Origin of the sequence: Nocardioides ureilyticus, assembly GCF_051280745.1 — a bacterium.
In the GTDB taxonomy this organism is placed as follows: domain Bacteria; phylum Actinomycetota; class Actinomycetes; order Propionibacteriales; family Nocardioidaceae; genus Nocardioides.
Genome location: NZ_JBNCOG010000016.1, coordinates 52,061 through 66,265 on the forward strand (window position 1 = coordinate 52,061; position 14,205 = coordinate 66,265).

Below are 14,205 nucleotides of genomic sequence, written 5' to 3' on the forward strand. Positions count from 1 at the left end.
CCGGCCGCGGTTCGTAGGGTGGTGCCGTGGATGGGGAGGACGGAGCGAGCGACCGGGCGCAGCACGACGACCTCCCGGAGCCGCTCGTCCGGGTCCTGGCCGACTACGAGCGCCACCTGGTCTCCGAGCGCGACCTCGCGCCGCACACCGTCCGGGCCTACACCACCGACGTCGCCGGCCTCCTCGAGCACGCCCGGCGCCTCGGCCACGAGCAGGTCGCCACCCTCGACCTGCGCGCCCTGCGCAGCTGGCTGGCCCAGCAGCAGACCCTGGGACGGTCGCGCACGACCATCGCCCGGCGGGCCACGGCCGCGCGCGTCTTCACGGCCTGGCTGCAGCGCACCGGCCGGGCGCCGATCGACGCCGGAGCCTCCCTCGGGTCCCCGAAGCCGCACCAGACGCTCCCGTCCGTGCTCCGCGCCGACGAGGCCGCCGACCTCGTCCGGGCGGCTGCCACGCTCGCCGACGACGGGAGCCCGGTGGGCCTGCGGGACGTCGCGATGCTCGAGCTGCTCTACGCGACCGGCATCCGGGTCGGGGAGCTCGTCGGTCTGGACGTCGACGACGTCGACCGCGACCGGGACCTGGTCCGGGTCTTCGGCAAGGGACGCAAGGAGCGCTCGGTGCCGTTCGGCAGGCCGGCCGCACGGGCGCTCGACGACTGGGTCCGGCGGGGGCGACCCGGGTTGGCGGTCGACGGCTCCGGGCCGGCCCTCTTCCTCGGCGTCCGCGGGAAGCGGATCGACCAGCGGGCGGTGCGGACCCTCGTCCACCGGCGGATCGCCGAGGTCCCGGGCGCCCCGGACATCGGCCCCCACGGGCTGCGCCACAGTGCGGCCACGCACCTGCTCGAGGGCGGCGCCGACCTGCGCTCGGTCCAGGAGCTCCTCGGCCACGCCTCCCTGGCGACGACCCAGCGCTACACCCACGTGACCACCGACCGCCTGCGGCGGGCCTACCAGCAGGCCCACCCGCGCGCCTGAGCCGGCTACGGGAGCAGCCCGGGAGCGGCGAGCCGCGCGTACGGGTGCGGAACCGGCCGTGCTGCCCGACCGGCCGCCGGCGCCGCGCGCCACAGGGGAAGCAGCCGGACGGGTCCGGCGCCGACGAGGTCGAGGGGGTCGAGGTAGGTCTCACCGTCGATCCACCCCCAGTGCAGGCACGCGCGCGGGAAGCAGTGGGAGCCCGCGAGCTCCAGCCGGCCGAGCGCGGAGCCGGCCCTCACCAGGTCGCCGACGGCGACGGACGCGGCCACCGGTTGGTACGTCGTCCGGGTCGTGCCGTGGTCGACCACGACCACCCCGCGGCCGGCCAGCATGCCGGCGTACGTCACCCGGCCCGCGAGGGCGGTGTGGACCCCCTGGCCCGGGCGGCCGAGCAGGTCGACGCCCCGGTGCCCGGCGGCGTAGGGCGTCGGCGGCGGGTCGAAGTGCTCGACGACCGTCGGCTCCGGGCGCAAGGGCCACTCGCCGACCGGGTCGGCGCTCGCCGGTCCGGTCCCGGTGGGGCCGGGGAGGAGCGCGACGAGCAGGGTCAGCACGGCGGGGCTCATGCGTCGACGGTCGCGGAGCTCGGGCAGTGGCGCGACCGGTGCGGGACGGGGCTGTGGACGAGGGTGCCGGTTGGGCGGCGGTGCACAACAGTTGGTGAGGGCCGGCGATTGGCGGCCCGCGGCGAGCGCAGCGTAGGCTTGCGGGTGCAGTCCGCACGTCACCACGCGTACTGACTTCGCACGTCTGCAGACCGCGGACGGTCCACCCCGGGTCCCATCCTTGGGAGGGCCGACCACCCGCGGGCGACGACCCTCGGTCCCGGTGAGAGCCGGGTCGGGTCGCGCGCAGGCGTCAGGGCGACCGGCACCCGTCGGCTCGCGGCAACTGAAAACGACCGGATCGCTCGCCGGTGCGCCCTCGCTCGCAAGGGTGGACGTACGGCGGTGCGGTCCACACACAGGAGAACACCATCATGGCAGTCGTGACCATGCGCCAGCTCCTCGAGAGCGGCGTGCACTTCGGGCACCAGACCCGTCGCTGGAACCCGAAGATGAAGCGCTTCATCATGACCGAGCGCAACGGCATCTACATCATCGACCTGCAGCAGTCGCTGGCCTACATCGACCGCTCCTACGCCTTCGTCAAGGAGACGGTGGCCAAGGGCGGGACGATCATGTTCGTCGGCACCAAGAAGCAGGCGCAGGAGGCGATCGCCGAGCAGGCGATGCGCGTCGGGATGCCCTACGTCAACCAGCGCTGGCTGGGCGGCATGCTCACCAACTTCCAGACCGTGCACCAGCGGATCAACCGCCTCAAGGAGCTCGACGAGATCGACTTCGACGACGTGGCGGGCAGCAGCCGCACCAAGAAGGAGCTGCTGCAGATGCGCCGCGAGCGCGACAAGCTCAACAAGTCGCTCGGCGGCATCCGCGAGATGAGCCGGCCCCCGGCCGCCGTCTGGATCGTCGACACCAACAAGGAGCACCTCGCCGTCGAGGAGGCGCGCAAGCTGCGCATCCCGATCATCGGCATCCTGGACTCCAACTGCGACCCCGACGTCGTCGACTTCCCGATCCCGGGCAACGACGACGCGATCCGCGCCGTCGGCCTGCTGACCCGCGTGGTCGCCGACGCCGTCGCCGAGGGCCTCATCGCCCGCTCCGGCGGCAAGGCGACGGCGGAGGGCACCGGCACCGCGGCCGAGCCGCTGGCCGAGTGGGAGCGCGAGCTCCTCGGCGGTGACGCCGAGCAGGCCGCCGTCCAGGCGACCGGCGGCGACGCCGCTGCCGGTGAGGCCCCCGCCTCCGAGGCGACCGGTGCCTCCTCCGAGGGCGCTGTCGCCGACGAGGCCGCCGCTGCGGCGACCGACGAGCCGGCCGCTGCGGCGACCGACGAGCCGGCCGACCAGGCCGCCGAGCCGGCCGACCAGGCCCAGGCCTGACGGCTGCCCCTTTCGGTTACGAACAGACGGGACACGAACATGGCGAACATCTCCGCCGCCGACGTCAAGAAGCTCCGTGAGCTCACCGGCGCCGGCATGATGGACTGCAAGAAGGCCCTCACCGAGGCCGACGGCGACTTCGACAAGGCCGTCGAGATCCTCCGGGTCAAGGGCGCGGCCAAGGCCGAGGCCCGCGGCGCCGAGCGCGAGGCCACGGCCGGCCTGGTCGCCACCTCCGGTGGCGCCCTGGTCGAGCTGCGCTGCGAGACCGACTTCGTGGCGAAGGGCGACGAGTTCGTCGCCACCGCCCAGAAGATCGCCGACGCGGCCGCCGAGGCCAAGGCCGGCGACGCCGAGACGCTCAAGGGCGTGCAGCTCGGCGACAAGACCGTCGGCGAGGTCGTCGGTGACCTGGCGATCTCCATCGGTGAGAAGATCGAGCTCGGCCGGGTGGCGTACTTCGACGGCCCGGTCGTCGTCTACATGCACAAGCGTGCCGCCGACCTCCCGCCGGCCGTCGGCGTGCTCGTCGAGTACGACGGCAACGAGGAGGCCGCCCGGGGCGCCGCGATGCAGGTCGCGGCGATGCGCCCGCAGTTCCTCACCCGCGACGAGGTCCCCGCGGACGTCGTCGAGCACGAGCGCAGCATCGCCGAGCAGAAGTCGCGCGAGGAGGGCAAGCCCGAGCAGGCGATCGCCAAGATCACCGAGGGTCGCCTCAACGGCTTCTTCAAGGAGGTCGTGCTGCTCGAGCAGCCGTCGGTGACCGAGAGCAAGAAGTCGGTCAAGGCGGTCCTCGACGAGCAGGGCACCACCCTCAAGCGCTTCGCCCGTTTCGAGGTCGGCGCCTGAGGCACTAGGGTCTCGCCAGACATCTCGAGGAGGCCGGTTCGATGGAGCACGCACTGCCCATCGGACCGGCCTTCGTCGTACCCACCGGGGCTGGGCCCATGAACGAAAGGGGAGCGGAGTGACGGCGTACAAGCGCGTCCTGCTCAAGCTGTCGGGCGAAGTCTTCGGTGGCGGGAAGGTCGGGGTCGACCCCGACGTCGTGCAGAAGATCGCGAACGAGGTCGCGGCCGTGTCCCGTGCCGGCGTCCAGATCGCCGTGGTCACCGGTGGCGGCAACTTCTTCCGCGGTGCCGAGCTGCAGCAGCGCGGCATGGACCGCGTCCGCGCGGACTACATGGGCATGCTGGGCATCGTCATGAACTGCCTGGCGCTGCAGGACTTCTTGGAGAAGGAGGACGTGGAGACCCGCGTCCAGACGGCCATCACCATGGGGCAGGTGGCCGAGCCGTACATCCCGCGCCGCGCGATCCGGCACATGGAGAAGGGTCGCGTCGTCATCTTCGGCGCGGGCATGGGCATGCCGTTCTTCTCCACCGACACCGTCGCCGTGCAGCGGGCGCTGGAGAGCAAGTGCGACGCCGTGCTCGTCGCCAAGAGCGGCGTCGACGGCGTCTACAGCGCCGACCCGAAGGTCGACCCCGACGCGGTCAAGTACGACGACCTCACCTACGACGAGGCGATCAGCCGCGGCCTGCGGATCATGGACCAGACGGCGTTCGCCCTGTGCGGTGAGAACAAGCTGCCGATGGTCGTGTTCGGCATGGAGCCGGAGGGCAACATCCTCCGTGTCGTGCAGGGTGAGAAGATCGGCACGCTGGTCAGTGCCGGGTAGGGCGCCGACCACGCCCGTGGGCGGCACGAGCAGCGAGACGAAGCGAACGAGTCAGGAGCACCGGTGATCAACGACATCCTCAACGAGGCCGACAGCAAGATGGACAAGTCGGTCGAGGCGACGCGCGAGGAGTTCGCGGCGATCCGGGCCGGCCGCGCGCACCCGAGCATGTTCGCCAAGATCATGGTCGACTACTACGGCACGCCGACCCCCATCCAGCAGCTCGCCTCCTTCACCGCGCCCGAGGCGCGGGTCATCATGGTGCAGCCCTTCGACCAGGGCGCCATGAAGAACATCGAGCGGGCGATCCGCGACTCCGACCTCGGGGTCAACCCCGCTGACGACGGCAAGGTCATCCGCTGCGTCTTCCCCGAGCTGACCGAGGAACGGCGCAAGGAGTACATCAAGGTCGCGCGGGCCAAGGCCGAGGACGGCCGGGTCGCCGTGCGCAACCTGCGGCGCACCGCCAAGCAGAACCTCGAGCGGCTCGAGAAGGACGGCGAGGTCGGCAAGGACGACGTCACCGGCGCCGAGAAGAAGCTCGACTCCGTCACCAAGAAGCACACCGACGCGATCGACGAGATGTTGAAGAACAAGGAGTCCGAGCTCCTCGAGGTCTGAGGGCCGGGACCGCATGACCGAGACCCCGGACCCGGCGGCCCCGCCGCCGGCCAAGGACCACGGACGCGCCGGGCGCGACCTGCGAGCAGCGGTCGCCTCGGCGGTCGTCCTGCTCGCCGCCATCGCCGCGTCGCTGCTGCTGTGGAAGACGGCGTTCATGCTGATCGTCGCGGTGGCCGTCGTCGTCGCGGTGTGGGAGCTGCACAAGGGCTTCCTCGTCAAGGGCATCGACCTGCCCGAGCAGCCGCTCATGGTCGGCGGCGTCGTGATGGTCGTCGTGGCCTACTTCTTCGGCGCGGCCGCGTTGGTGACGGCCACCGCCGTCACGGCCCTCGTGCTGATGCTGTGGCTGCTGCAGCGCGGGATCACCGGCTACGTGCAGAACGCCACAGCCGCCGTCTTCACGCTCGTCTACGTGCCGTTCCTCGGCTCGTTCGTCGCGCTCCTGCTGAGCGAGGGCGGCGCCAGCATCGGCCCCTCCCGTGGCGGCGCCGGGCTCGACGACCCCGGCGTGCAGGGCATCGTGACGTTCATCCTGGTGACGATCGCCTCGGACATCGGGGGCTACGTCGCCGGCGTCCTGTTCGGCAAGCACCCGATGGCGCCGGTCATCTCGCCCAAGAAGTCGTGGGAGGGCTTCGTCGGCTCGATGGTCTTCACCGTCGCTGCCGGCTGGGCGCTGGTGGTCTACCTGCTCGAGGGCGAGTGGTGGGTCGGGGTCTGCCTGGGCCTGATCGCGGTCGTGATGGCCACCCTCGGCGACCTCTGCGAGTCGGTGATCAAGCGCGACCTCGGCATCAAGGACATGAGCCAGGTGGTGCCCGGCCACGGCGGCCTGATGGACCGGCTGGACTCGCTGCTCGCCACGGTCGCGCCGATCTGGCTCCTGCTGCACTACGCCGTCTTCTGAGCGGTTACTGTCGCCGGTGATGGAGACCGAGCCGTACGACGACCGCGCAGCCCAGGCCGAGGCTGCCTCCGAGCGCCCCCTCGACTGGTGGCACCGCGACCACCCCGTCTTCACCCCGCTGAGCGGCTTCTTCACCGGGCTGGCCACCATCATCATCGTGCCGGGGGTCTTCGCGGCCGTGCTCGGAGCGGTCTTCGACCAGGACACCGCCGAGGACCTCTTCCCGTTCGTGGCCGTGCTGCTCGCGGTCCCGCTGGCGCTCATGGTCCCCCCGCGCAGCCGTCGGTTCGGCCGGTACATGCTGCTCGGGATGGTGCTGACCGCCCTCGTGGTCGTCGGCGTCGCCGCCCTGGTCCTGTGGTACCTGGTCCGCTACCGGTCCTGACGCCGCGGGGTCCGGGCCGGGCGCGAGGATTCAGCCGCTCACCGCCCGGGTGGGAGAATCGACGGCGATGTCCGACCCCACGCCCCAGCAGAAGTCCCTGCCCCTCGTCTTCGACGAGCCCCGCGGCCGCCGCAAGCCGCCGCGGCACCTCGCCGACCTCACCGCTGCCGAGCGCAAGACGCTGCTGGCGGACCAGGGGCTGCCCGGCTTCCGCGCCAAGCAGCTCTCGACGCACTACTTCTCGCGACTGGTCGACGACCCGGAGCAGATGACCGACCTGCCCGCGGCGCAACGCGCCGACCTGGTCGCCGCGCTGCTCCCGGAGCTGATGACGCCGCTGCGCACCCTCGAGGCCGACCGCGGCACCACTCGCAAGACGCTGTGGAAGCTCTTCGACGGCGCGCTCGTCGAGTCGGTCCTGATGCGCTACCCCGACCGGGCCACGGTCTGCGTCTCGAGCCAGGCCGGCTGCGGCATGGCGTGCCCCTTCTGCGCCACCGGCCAGGGCGGCCTGCAGCGCAACATGTCGACCGCCGAGATCGTCGAGCAGGTGGTGGCCAGCGCCCGCGCACTCGACCGGGGCGAGGTCCCCGGGGGACCGGGCCGGGTCTCGAACGTCGTCTTCATGGGCATGGGCGAGCCGCTGGCCAACTACAAGGCGGTCATCGGCGCCGTACGTCGCCTCACCGACCCGGCCCCGGACGGCCTGGGCATGTCCGCGCGCGGGGTCACGGTCTCCACCGTCGGCCTGGTCCCGCGGATCAACCAGCTCGCCGAGGAGGGCATCCCGGTGACCCTGGCGCTCAGCCTGCACGCGCCCGACGACGAGCTGCGCAACGAGCTGGTGCCGATCAACACCCGGTACTCCGTCGCCGAGACCGTCGAGGCGGCCTGGAACTACGCGCGCACCACCAAGCGCCGGGTCTCCATCGAGTACGCCATGATGCGCGGCATCAACGACCAGGGCCACCGCGCCGACCTCCTCGGCGACGTCCTCAACGCCTACGGCGACTGGGGGTGGGTCCACGTCAACCTGATCCCGCTGAACCCGACGCCGGGGTCGAAGTGGACCGCCTCGGACCCCGCCGACGAGCGCGAGTTCGTCCGGCGGCTGGAGGCCAAGGGCATCCCCACGACGGTCCGCGACACCCGCGGTCGGGAGATCGACGGCGCCTGCGGCCAGCTCGCCGCGCAGGACTCCTAGGACCCGTCCGCCAGGTCCGCCACGACCTCTGCGGCCTCCTCGACGGTGTCGACGAGGTGGACGTGGTCGCCCATGTGCCGGTCGCGGGCCAGCGCCTGGAGCAGCGGCCACACCGGCAGGGTGTCGGTCCAGTAGGAGCGGCCCAGCAGGACCATCGGCGCGACCGACGACTCGTCGGCGTAGTAGTTCTCGCAGGCGTCCTGGAAGACCTCCTGGACGGTGCCGGCCGCGCCCGGCAGGAAGACGATCCCCGCGTTGCAGACCTCGAGGAGGATCGCCTCGCGGGTCGCGTTGTGGAAGTACTTCGCGATCGCGGTCGCGAAGACGTTCGGCGGCTCGTGCCCGTAGTGCCAGGTGGGGATGCCGAGGGTGTCGACCGGGTCGGCGTGTGCTGCACACACCGCGAGGGCGGAGCGCGCCCAGGCCCCGATCGAGGGACGGTACGACGGCACCCGCGCCAGCTCGGCGAGCGCGGCCTCGAGCTCCCCGGCCGAGCGGCGCGCCAGCCGCGCCCCGAGGTTCGCGGCCTCCATGGCGCCCGGCCCGCCGCCGGTGGCGACCGTGCAGGTGCCGCCCCGCGGGCCGGCCAGCGCCTGGCCGAGCGCGGCCGCTGCGGCGTACCCCTCCGAGCCCCGCTGCAGCGCGTGGCCGCCCATCACGCCGACCAGCCGCCGACCGGTGACCCAGCGGGCGAGGGCCTGGTCGACGGCGTGATCGTGGAGCGCCTGGGCGAGGGCGGTCTCGGGGGTGGCCGGCTCCTGGGACCAGGCGTAGGCACGGGCGTCGACGGAGTCCTCGTAGGCAGCGTCGCCGTAGAGCTCGTCGGCGGTGTAGAGGTCGGCGCGGGCGGTGTCGAGGGGGGCGCCCGGCGCGGCGGGCAGGACGAGGGCGCCCTCGGCGAGCAGCCGCTCGGCGTCGCCGGGTGCCAGGCGGCAGCCCAGGAAGGCCGCCCCGGCCACCCGGCACGCCGCGAGCTGCGCCGAGCGGTCGGTCAGGTCGACCGCCCGCACCCGCCACCCGGACAGCGACGTCGCCCCGGCAGCGATGCGGCGGTCGAAGTCCGCCAGCGACTCGACCTGGACGACGCGACCATGGGTGTGCCTCACCCCCCCGACCCTAGGTCCCCGGCCTAGAAGGCGTGCGCCAGCAGCTCGGCGAAGAGTCCCTGCTCGTCCACCTCCAGCCCGCGGGCACGGAACCACGCGCACATCGTCGTGCAGTCGCGGAGCAGGTAGTCCATGCCGTTGAGGTTGCCGACCAGGTCGACGACCTGCGGCAGGTCGATGACGACCAGCTGCTCGCCGGCCGCGAGCACGTTGTACGGCGACAGGTCGCCGTGGACGAGACCGTGCTCCACCAGCGTGGCGAGCGCCTCGCGCACCTGCTCGAACCACGACTCGAGCAGGGGCCGCGCCGGCCGGGTCTGCGCGAGCCGTGGCGCGGTCTCGGGCCCGTCCTCGCCCTCGACGCAGATCCACTCCATCAGCAGCTCGGTGCCGTCGAGCTGCACGGGGTAGGGCACCGGCAGGCCGGCGCGCCACAGGCGCTTGAGCGCCTCCCACTCCGAGGCGGCCCACTCGCCGGCGGCGACCTGCCGTCCGAAGGTGCTCTTGCGCTTGACCGCGCGCTCGTCGCGGGAGCGCTTCGTGCTGCGGCCCTCGGTGTAGCCGGCGGCGCGGTGGAAGGTGCGGTGCTCGGTCGTGCGGTACCGCTTGGCCGCCATGACGACGCCGCCCGCGGGTGCCTTCGGGTCGGCGCGCTCGAGGAGGTGGACGTCGGCCTCCTTGCCGGTCTTCAGGACGCCGAGGTCGGTGTCGACCGCGCCGCGGGAGGTGACGACCCAGCCGGGCCGCGGCTCGGGCCCGCGGCACAGCGGCTCGACGTCGTACCAGGTGGTCCAGCGCTGGCCGTCGGCGAGGTCGTCGTAGGTGTGCCAGTCGCGGAGGATCGACGCGTCGAGCGACGCGCGCGTCGGGTCAGGGGTGGTGCTCGGGTGGTGCGGGTCGTGCTGTGACAAGGGTGCTCCAGGAAGTCGTGAGGAGTGCGGCTGCGGTGGGCAGGCCGAGGACAGTCGTGGACATGTCGGGCTCCTCCCGGTTCACTGGGCCGGTCCGGCGGCGGACGGGCAGGTGCCATGGTGAGGTCGCGACCGGAGCAGGGCAACCGAATTCCGGTCCGGCCGGGCCGATCTCCGACTACCGTGCGGAGGTGAGCTCTCGGTCCCGCCGCCTCCTCGCCGCGCTGGCGGTCTCCGCGGCCGTCCTCGGCATCGCTCCCGGGGGCGTCCCCGTCGCTGCTGCTCCGGTGTCGCCGGCGCCCGGCGAGCGGGGGATCGGGGACCCGTACTTCCCGCTCGACGGCAACGGCGGAATCGACGTGCGCCGCTACGACGTCGACGTCTCCTACGACTTCGCCACCCGCGAGCTCCGTGGCACCACGCGGCTGCGGCTGCGCGCGACCGCCGACCTGTCCCGGTTCAACCTCGACCTGCTCCTGCCGGTCCGCGCGGTGCGGATCGACGGCCGGGCGGTGGCCTGGCGCAAGCCCGGCGAGCACGAGCTGCAGGTCACGCCCGACCGGCCGCTGCGGCGCGGCGAGGTCGTCACGGTCCTCGTCCGGTACGCCGGGAACCCGGCCGCCATCGCGTGGGGCGGTGAGCGCAACTGGCTCGCCGATGCCGGCGAGGTGGTGGCGATGAACCAGCCGCACATGGCGCCCTGGTGGTTCCCCGCGAACGACCACCCGCGGGACAAGGCGCTGATGGACGTGTCGGTCACCGTGCCGCGCGACAAGCGGGTGGTGGGCAACGGCCGGCTGGTCTCCCGGCGGGTGCACGGCGCCCGCGCGACGACGCGGTGGCGCGCGAGCGAGCCGATGGCGCCGTACCTCGCCTTCTTCGCGGCGGGGCGCTTCCAGGTGGCGGACGGCGTCCACGAGGGCCTGCCGTGGTACGTCGCGGTCTCCCGGGCGCTGCCCGACGCGGCACAGGAGCGGGCGATGGCGCTGATGCGGCGGACGCCGGCGGTGGTGGCGTGGACCGAGCGGCAGCTGGGGCCCTACCCGTTCGAGTCGACCGGCGGCGTCACGACCAGCCTCGACCCGGGGTTCGCGCTGGAGAACCAGACCCGGCCGACGTACCCGTCGCTGGACTCCGCCAGCGGGCTGCCCACCGTGGTCCACGAGGTCGCCCACCAGTGGTTCGGGAACTCGGTGTCGGTGCGCGGCTGGCGCGACATCTGGCTCAACGAGGGCCCGGCGACGTTCATGGAGGCCCGGTACGACGAGACCCACGGCGGCGTGTCCGCGAGCCGGTGGCTGGACACCAACCTCGGGGCGCTCGCGGACTACGACTACTTCTGGCGGATCCGGCTCGACGACCCGGGCGCGGACGAGATCTTCTCCTACCCGGTGTACCTGCGCGGCGGCATGGCGCTGCAGGCGCTGCGGCAGCGGGTGGGCGAGGAGGACTTCTGGCGCCTGCTGCGGACCTGGGTGCGCACGCACCGGGGGAGCGTCGCCTCGACCGGCCAGTTCCACGCGCTCGCCGAGCAGGTCAGCGGCGAGGACCTCGACGGGTTCTTCGACGCCTGGCTGCGGGCGCGCCAGGCACCCGAGCGCACGGCCGAGAACGGATTGTGAGGTGGTGCGGCGCATGGTTCTCGACCGGCCCGTCCTCCTGGGCAACCTCGTCTCCGGGGCGGTGTGGCTGGCGGTCCCCGTCGCACTCGGCGCCCCGGTCCTGGCGCTGGTGGGCTCGGCGTACGTGGTCGCGGCGAGCGTCTTCCTCGCCGCGGCCTACGGGAGGGAGACCCTCACACGGAAGCAGGAGGCGCTCGTCTGGGCCGCCCCCTGGCTCGCCGCCGTGGCCGTGTGGACGGTGGTCCTGGCGACGCCCGTGGACGGGACGTCGCGGGCGGACTGGACCGTGGCGCTGTGGGCCGGCCTGGTCATCGCGACCGGGTGCTACCTCGGGTGGCAGCTCCTGGCACTGGCCGTCCGCCAGGTCATGACGTGGCGGGCCGCTGCCGGATAGTCGCCGCCCCGACGGGTACGGCACCGGCATGCAGCAGGCACTTCCGGACGTGGCCGTCGTCGGCGCAGGCATCGTGGGGCTGTCCACCGCCTACGCCCTCCTCGAGCGCGGAGTCGAGGTCCGGGTCTACGAGCAGGGGGCACCGGGGAACGGCCAGTCCGGGGGCGAGTCGCGGATCTTCCGCCACGCCCACGGGGACCCGCGCCTGGTCCGCGACACCCAGGACAGTCGCGCGGTCTACGACGAGTGGAGCGAGCGGCTGGGCGTGCCGCTGATCTCCGGCGACGGTGCGGTCGCGATCGGACCGTCGGTCGACGACTCGTTGCCGCTGCTCCAGGAGGCCGGGGTGGCGGCCCACCGCCTCGACAGCGCCCAGCTGGCCGAGCGCCTGCCGGCCCTCGCGTCGTACGACGGACCGGCCATGGTCGACGAGCGGGGTGGCTCCATCCACACCCGGGCGATGGTCGGCGCCCTCGTCGAGGCGCTGGGGGACCGGCTGGTCACCGACGAGGTGCTCTCCGTGCGCCCCGTGGGCGGGGAGGTCGAGGTCCGCAGCGGCGGGCGCACCGACCGCTACCGCGCCGCGGTGGTCTGTGCCGGGCGCGGCACCGACCACCTCGCGCGCACGGTGGGCCTCTCGATCCCCGTCGAGCACGCGGCGCACGTGCGCCTGACCTTCGCGGTGCGAGGCGCGGCCCCGGCTCGGCTGTCGACGTTGCAGGACTCCAGCGGCGTCTTCGGCGAGACCGGGGTGTACGCCGCGGCGTCGGCGGACCACACCCGCTTCGCCGTGGGCCTCAGCGGCCACACGCCCGTCCGCGAGGACGGCAGCGTCCTGGCGCCCGGCGACCTCGAGGACCTCGCCCGCCGGGCGGCCCGGTACGTCAGCCGGGCGCTGCCGGGCCTGGACCCCGACCCGGTCGAGGTCCGGCACTGCTGGGTCACCCGCCTGCCGTGGGGCGAGGACGGCATCGGCGTGTGGGAGCGGGAGGGCATCCTCTTCCCGGTGGGCCACAACCTCTTCAAGCAGGCGCCGGGGCTCGGCCGGAAGCTGGCGGCGGCCGCCGCCGGGGAGCCGCTGCCCGACCTGCTGCGGCCCGAGGCCCGGCTCGGCGCCCCGCCGGCCTGACTCAGCCCCGCAGCCGCACCGACAGGCAGGTCACGCAGCCCTCGAGCTTCTCGAACTCGGAGATGTCGACGTCGACCACGCGGAGGCCGCGCTGCCGGTAGAGCGCGATGGTCTCCGGCGCGCTGCTCGCCATCAGCACCGTCTGGTCGTCGAGCACGACCACGTGCGAGCCGGGCTCCTCGGGCACCGGCAGGAAGGAGTCCCACGCACCGGGGTCGTCGACCAGGGGCTCGTAGCCGACGACGGTGCCGTCGGGGAGCGCCGTCACGGCGGACTTCAGGTGCAGCACCTTGGTGACGGGTACGCCGACCACCGCCGCCCCGAGCGGCTCGAGGTGGCCGCGGAGCTGGTCGAGGCCCGAGGCGTTGGTGCGGCCGCCGAGGCCGACCCAGACGGTGGCGCCGTCGGGGGTCACGTGCTTGAGCACGTCGCCGCCGTCGAGGGTGCCGGGCGCCTCGATGTGCGCGACCCGGTAGCCCGCCTCCCGCAGCGCGCGCTCGGCGGCCACCGTCTCGGGCTTCCGCTCGTCGGCCCCCGGACGGGAGACGACCGCGAGGTCGCCGAGGACGACGCAGGTGTCCTCGACGAAGACCGCGTCGGGGCACTGGTCCGCCGGCTCCACCTCGATGACCTCCCAGCCCTCGGCGGCCAGCGCCGCGACGTACCCCTCCCACTGGCGCAGCGCCAGGTCGACGTCGACGGGCCGGCGCTCGAGGTGGGTCAGCAAGCCGTCGGCCAGCCGCGGCCCCGGCCGGCGGACGAGGGCGCGGCGGCTCACCGCACACCCCAGGAGTACGTCTGCTTCCGCAGGCTGAGGTACATGAAGGTCTCGGTGGCCACCACGCCCTCGATCGAGCGGATCCGGTGCGAGAGCAGGTCGAGCAGGTGCTCGTCGCTCTCGCAGACCACCTCGACCAGGATGTCGAAGGAGCCCGCGGTGACCACGACGTAGTCGACCTCGTCGAGCTCGGCCAGCGCGTCGGCGACCGACTCCAGCGGCCCCTGCACGTTCACCCCGACCATCGCCTGGCGTGCGAAGCCCAGCTCGAGCGGGTCGGTCACGGCGACGACCTGCATGACGCCGGCCTCGACCAGTCGCTGCACCCGCTGCCGCACGGCCGCCTCGGAAAGGCCGACCACCTTCCCGATGGCGGCGTACGATCGGCGTCCGTCCTGCTGCAGCTGCTCGATGATCGCCTTGGACACCTCGTCGAGGGCGACCGGGCGCTCGCGGTCCTGCTTGCGGCTCATGGGGCGCATGCTCGCAGCAGGACCGGGCGCGGTCAAAGCGCTGGCCCGCGCCCG

General features: G+C 73.2%; 16 protein-coding genes. 11 read left to right on the forward strand and 5 right to left on the reverse strand.

What is annotated here, in order from left to right:
* Nucleotides 1–26: 26 nt before the first annotated feature.
* Nucleotides 27–983 (forward strand): tyrosine recombinase XerC, encoded by a 957-nt coding sequence (locus ACSMHG_RS10780; protein WP_435744671.1) that lies wholly within the window; start codon nt 27–29, stop codon nt 981–983.
* Between the two features lie 5 nt (nt 984–988).
* Here the strand turns inward: ACSMHG_RS10780 and ACSMHG_RS10785 are convergent, their stop codons facing one another.
* Nucleotides 989–1,552 (reverse strand): peptidoglycan DD-metalloendopeptidase family protein, encoded by a 564-nt coding sequence (locus ACSMHG_RS10785; RefSeq protein WP_435744674.1) that lies wholly within the window; start codon nt 1,550–1,552, stop codon nt 989–991.
* A 413-nt stretch (nt 1,553–1,965) separates the two neighbouring features.
* On the opposite strand from ACSMHG_RS10785, the gene rpsB reads away from it, so the two are divergent.
* From rpsB to rlmN, 7 genes are all read left to right on the forward strand, one after another.
* The gene (gene rpsB / locus ACSMHG_RS10790) at nt 1,966–2,934 is read left to right on the forward strand and encodes a 30S ribosomal protein S2 (RefSeq protein WP_435744677.1); all 969 of its coding nucleotides are present in this window, start codon (nt 1,966–1,968) and stop codon (nt 2,932–2,934) included.
* A 39-nt stretch (nt 2,935–2,973) separates the two neighbouring features.
* Entirely contained in the window at nt 2,974–3,786 is an 813-nt protein-coding gene (tsf, locus tag ACSMHG_RS10795) for a translation elongation factor Ts (protein ID WP_435744680.1), read from the forward strand.
* Nucleotides 3,787–3,904: 118 nt separating this feature from the next.
* Entirely contained in the window at nt 3,905–4,618 is a 714-nt protein-coding gene (gene pyrH / locus ACSMHG_RS10800; RefSeq protein ID WP_435744683.1) for a UMP kinase, read from the forward strand.
* 66 nt (nt 4,619–4,684) lie between these two features.
* The gene (frr, locus tag ACSMHG_RS10805) at nt 4,685–5,239 is read left to right on the forward strand and encodes a ribosome recycling factor (RefSeq protein WP_435744768.1); all 555 of its coding nucleotides are present in this window, start codon (nt 4,685–4,687) and stop codon (nt 5,237–5,239) included.
* Between the two features lie 13 nt (nt 5,240–5,252).
* Nucleotides 5,253–6,149: a phosphatidate cytidylyltransferase gene (locus tag ACSMHG_RS10810; protein WP_435744686.1), complete on the forward strand. Its 897-nt coding sequence runs from the start codon at nt 5,253–5,255 to the stop codon at nt 6,147–6,149.
* Between the two features lie 19 nt (nt 6,150–6,168).
* Nucleotides 6,169–6,534, forward strand: a complete 366-nt coding sequence (locus ACSMHG_RS10815) for a hypothetical protein (RefSeq protein WP_435744689.1) — start codon at nt 6,169–6,171, stop codon at nt 6,532–6,534.
* Nucleotides 6,535–6,601: 67 nt separating this feature from the next.
* Complete coding sequence (gene rlmN / locus ACSMHG_RS10820) at nt 6,602–7,738, forward strand: dual-specificity RNA methyltransferase RlmN (RefSeq protein WP_435744691.1); 1,137 nt, start codon at nt 6,602–6,604, stop codon at nt 7,736–7,738.
* On the opposite strand, the gene ACSMHG_RS10825 is transcribed toward rlmN, so the two are convergent.
* Nucleotides 7,735–8,844 (reverse strand): LOG family protein, encoded by a 1,110-nt coding sequence (locus ACSMHG_RS10825; RefSeq protein ID WP_435744693.1) that lies wholly within the window; start codon nt 8,842–8,844, stop codon nt 7,735–7,737. The two genes, rlmN and ACSMHG_RS10825, sit on opposite strands and share 4 nt — an antisense overlap.
* Nucleotides 8,845–8,867: 23 nt before the next feature.
* A complete protein-coding gene (locus ACSMHG_RS10830; protein WP_435744695.1) occupies nt 8,868–9,755 on the reverse strand; it encodes a serine protein kinase RIO in 888 nt (295 codons plus the stop codon).
* 191 nt (nt 9,756–9,946) lie between these two features.
* Here ACSMHG_RS10830 and ACSMHG_RS10835 point away from each other — a divergent pair, with 191 nt between their 5' ends.
* From ACSMHG_RS10835 to ACSMHG_RS10845, 3 genes are read left to right on the forward strand one after another with little or no spacing between them, the layout of a single operon-like run.
* Nucleotides 9,947–11,377 (forward strand): M1 family metallopeptidase, encoded by a 1,431-nt coding sequence (locus ACSMHG_RS10835; RefSeq protein WP_435744697.1) that lies wholly within the window; start codon nt 9,947–9,949, stop codon nt 11,375–11,377.
* A 13-nt stretch (nt 11,378–11,390) separates the two neighbouring features.
* Entirely contained in the window at nt 11,391–11,771 is a 381-nt protein-coding gene (locus ACSMHG_RS10840) for a hypothetical protein (protein WP_435744699.1), read from the forward strand.
* A 28-nt stretch (nt 11,772–11,799) separates the two neighbouring features.
* Entirely contained in the window at nt 11,800–12,900 is a 1,101-nt protein-coding gene (locus tag ACSMHG_RS10845; protein ID WP_435744702.1) for an NAD(P)/FAD-dependent oxidoreductase, read from the forward strand.
* A 1-nt stretch (nt 12,901) separates the two neighbouring features.
* Here the strand turns inward: ACSMHG_RS10845 and ddaH are convergent, their stop codons facing one another.
* Together ddaH and ACSMHG_RS10855 are read right to left on the reverse strand one after the other, a co-directional pair.
* Nucleotides 12,902–13,678: a dimethylargininase gene (ddaH, locus tag ACSMHG_RS10850; RefSeq protein WP_435744704.1), complete on the reverse strand. Its 777-nt coding sequence runs from the start codon at nt 13,676–13,678 to the stop codon at nt 12,902–12,904.
* On the reverse strand, nt 13,675–14,151 hold the full coding sequence (locus tag ACSMHG_RS10855; RefSeq protein ID WP_435744706.1) for an Lrp/AsnC family transcriptional regulator: 477 nt from the start codon (nt 14,149–14,151) through the stop codon (nt 13,675–13,677). Before ACSMHG_RS10855 ends, ddaH begins: the two co-directional genes overlap by 4 nt.
* Between the last annotated feature and the right edge of the window lie 54 nt (nt 14,152–14,205).

What these genes read in the sequence shown, in the direction of transcription:
- ACSMHG_RS10855 (WP_435744706.1), bottom strand. Translation starts at nt 14,151, where the DNA reads ATGAGCCGCAAGCAGGACCGCGAGCGCCCGGTCGCCCTCGACGAGGTG.
- rlmN (WP_435744691.1), top strand. Translation starts at nt 6,602, where the DNA reads ATGTCCGACCCCACGCCCCAGCAGAAGTCCCTGCCCCTCGTCTTCGAC.
- ACSMHG_RS10815 (WP_435744689.1), top strand. Translation starts at nt 6,169, where the DNA reads ATGGAGACCGAGCCGTACGACGACCGCGCAGCCCAGGCCGAGGCTGCC.
- ACSMHG_RS10785 (WP_435744674.1), bottom strand. Translation starts at nt 1,552, where the DNA reads ATGAGCCCCGCCGTGCTGACCCTGCTCGTCGCGCTCCTCCCCGGCCCC.
- ACSMHG_RS10845 (WP_435744702.1), top strand. Translation starts at nt 11,800, where the DNA reads ATGCAGCAGGCACTTCCGGACGTGGCCGTCGTCGGCGCAGGCATCGTG.
- ACSMHG_RS10810 (WP_435744686.1), top strand. Translation starts at nt 5,253, where the DNA reads ATGACCGAGACCCCGGACCCGGCGGCCCCGCCGCCGGCCAAGGACCAC.
- rpsB (WP_435744677.1), top strand. Translation starts at nt 1,966, where the DNA reads ATGGCAGTCGTGACCATGCGCCAGCTCCTCGAGAGCGGCGTGCACTTC.
- tsf (WP_435744680.1), top strand. Translation starts at nt 2,974, where the DNA reads ATGGCGAACATCTCCGCCGCCGACGTCAAGAAGCTCCGTGAGCTCACC.
- ACSMHG_RS10840 (WP_435744699.1), top strand. Translation starts at nt 11,391, where the DNA reads ATGGTTCTCGACCGGCCCGTCCTCCTGGGCAACCTCGTCTCCGGGGCG.